The organism is Daejeonella sp. H1SJ63 (assembly GCF_029360775.1).
In the GTDB taxonomy this organism is placed as follows: Bacteria; Bacteroidota; Bacteroidia; order Sphingobacteriales; family Sphingobacteriaceae; genus Daejeonella.
In genome coordinates, this window is record NZ_JARKMZ010000044.1 from 1 (window position 1) to 3,231 (window position 3,231).

1 rRNA gene is annotated in these 3,231 nt (G+C 48.2%); it reads right to left on the minus strand.

Annotation, left to right across the window (positions count from 1 at the left end):
• Nucleotides 1-90: 90 nt before the first annotated feature.
• A 23S ribosomal RNA gene (locus P2W72_RS15635) occupies nucleotides 91-2,974 on the minus strand.
• Nucleotides 2,975-3,231: the final 257 nt, after the last annotated feature.

Consider the following 3,231-nt stretch of genomic DNA (forward strand, 5'->3'; position numbering starts at 1 on the left):
GAAAAAAGTACTTGAATAAGAAAACAACAATATATTTTAGCTACTACATCGTAGTAGTCTATCTGCCTTGTACAGCCATTAAAATGGTGTACGAAGAAAGCTTCGGGCAATTAGTATTACTCGGCTATGATGTCACCACCTTTACACCTGTAACCTATCAACGTAGTCATCTTCTACGACCCTCAATGGAAGTCTCATCTTGTGGCTAGTTTCGCACTTAGATGCTTTCAGCGCTTATCTATTCCAAACGTAGCTACTCTGCAGTACAGCTGGCGCCATAACAGATTCACTAGAGGTTTGTCCATCCCGGTCCTCTCGTACTAAGGACAGCCCCACTCAAACTTCCAACGCCCACAACAGATAGGGACCGAACTGTCTCGCGACGTTCTGAACCCAGCTCGCGTGCCACTTTAATCGGCGAACAGCCGAACCCTTGGGACCTTCTCCAGCCCCAGGATGTGACGAGCCGACATCGAGGTGCCAAACCTCCCCGTCGATATGAGCTCTTGGGGGAGATCAGCCTGTTATCCCCAGCGTACCTTTTATCCTTTGAGCGACGGCCCTTCCATGCAGAACCGCCGGATCACTATATCCGTCTTTCGACCCAGATCGACTTGTAGGTCTCACTGTCAAGCAAGCTTATGCTATTGCACTCCCCGTACGGTTACCAAGCGTACTGAGCTTACCTTTGAAAGCCTCCGTTACTCTTTTGGAGGCGACCACCCCAGTCAAACTACCCACCAAACAATGTCTCCGGCTTAGCCGGATTAGACACCGTATACAGAAAGGGTGGTATTTCAAGGTTGTTTCCACGACTCCTGGCGAAGCCGCTTCACTAACTCCCACCTATCCTACACATCCTGTATCCAATATCAATGTTAAGTTGTAGTGAAGGTGCATGGGGTCTTTCCGTCCCGTTGCGGGTAACCGGCGTCTTCACCGATACCACAATTTCACCGAGCTCATGGCTGAGACAGCGCCCAGATCGTTACACCATTCGTGCAGGTCGGAACTTACCCGACAAGGAATTTCGCTACCTTAGGACCGTTATAGTTACGGCCGCCGTTTACTGGGGCTTCGATTCAATGCTTCGCCTTGCGACTAACATCCCCTCTTAACCTTCCAGCACCGGGCAGGTGTCAGGCCTTATACTTCATCTTTCGATTTTGCAAAGCCATGTGTTTTTGTTAAACAGTCGCCTGGGCCTTTTCACTGCGGCTGATATTGCTACCAGCGCCCCTTCTCCCGAAGTTACAGGGCCATTTTGCCGAGTTCCTTAGCCATGATTCACTCGAGCACCTTAGGATTCTCTCCTCGACTACCTGTGTCGGTTTACGGTACGGGTTTTTATAACCTGAAGCTTAGCGGGTTTTCTTGGAAGTCTGTTTACCTGCTCTATCTGCGCCCCCGAAGGTTTGCAGTACTATTGGGTTTCAGCTAGACCGGCGGATTTGCCTACCAGTCCAATACCTACGCCTTTTAACGATCTATTCCGTCAGATCGCGGCAGTGTCACTACTCCGTCACCACATCGCAGTTATAAAAAGTATGGGAATATTAACCCATTGTCCATCGGCTTCCCCCTTCGGGTACACCTTAGGCCCCGACTAACCCTGATCCGATTAACGTTGATCAGGAAACCTTAGTCTTTCGGTGGGCGGGTTTCTCTCCCGCCTTATCGTTACTTATGCCTACATTTGCTTTTCTAACCTCTCCACCACCGCTGACGCGTGTAGCTTCACTGATGTTAGAATGCTCCCCTACCTCCTGAATTAAATTCAGGACCATAGCTTCGGTGATACACTTAATGCCCGTTTATTATCCATGCCCGATCGCTCGACTAGTGAGCTGTTACGCACTCTTTAAATGAATGGCTGCTTCCAAGCCAACATCCTAGCTGTCTATGCAATCGGACCTCGTTAGTTCAACTTAGCGTATACTTGGGGACCTTAGCTGATGGTCTGGGTTCTTTCCCTCTCGGCGCGTGACCTTAGCACCCCGCGCCTCACTGCCGGCCATATTTCATTAGCATTCGGAGTTTATCTGGATTTGGTAGGATTTGACTCCCCCGCACCCAATTAGTAGCTCTACCTCTATGAAACTTAATGCCGACGCTGTTCCTAAAAACATTTCGGGGAGTACGAGCTATTTCCCAGTTTGATTAGCCTTTCACCCCTACCCACAACTCATCCGGAAACTTTTCAACGTTTATCGGTTCGGTCCTCCAGTACGTGTTACCGCACCTTCAACCTGGTCATGGGTAGATCACAAGGTTTCGCGTCTACCCCCTCTGACTATACGCCCTATTCAGACTCGCTTTCGCTTCGGCTTCGTGACTTAATCACTTAACCTTGCCAGAGAGGAGTAACTCGTAGGCTCATTATGCAAAAGGCACGCCGTCACAGAACAAGTCTGCTCCGACCGCTTGTAAGCACACGGTTTCAGGTTCTATTTCACTCCGCTATTCGCGGTTCTTTTCACCTTTCCCTCACGGTACTAGTTCACTATCGGTCTCTCAGGAGTATTTAGCCTTAGCGGATGGTGCCGCTAGATTCCCACAAGGCGTCTCCGACCTCGCGGTACTCAGGATCCTACTAGGTTATTATCGCTTACGTGTACGGGATTCTCACCCTCTATGATTGGCTTTCCCAAGCCATTCCACTTCACTTTAATATACCACGTCGTAGTCCTACAACCCCGGTTATGCCGTAACATAGCCGGTTTGGGCTCTTTCCCTTTCGCTCGCCACTACTCAGGAAATCACTATTGTTTTCTCTTCCTCCGCTTACTTAGATGTTTCAGTTCAGCGGGTTTGCGCATTATTGCAACTACTCTTCAAGTAGTTAGGTTTCCCCATTCAGAAATCTTCGGATCAATTCATATTTGCTAATCCCCGAAGCTTATCGCAGCTTATCACGTCTTTCATCGCCTCTGAGAGCCTAGGCATCCCCCGTGTGCCCTTTCTTACTTTCTTCTTCTGACTGCCTTTTGCTCAGTCAGAATGCTTTTTTGATAGTATTGAGTATTGAGTAGTCAGTATTGAGATACCTTATCTTACGACTTAATATACAATACCTATTACTGAAATAGCTCAACACGTCTCTACTGTTGTCTTCTCTTTCAATTACTTTTTTCCAATATGTCAAAGAACGTTTTCCAAATTAGCAAATTAGCAAATGTGCTAATGAGCAAATGGAATGTGGAGAATAACGGATTCGAACCGTTGACCCCC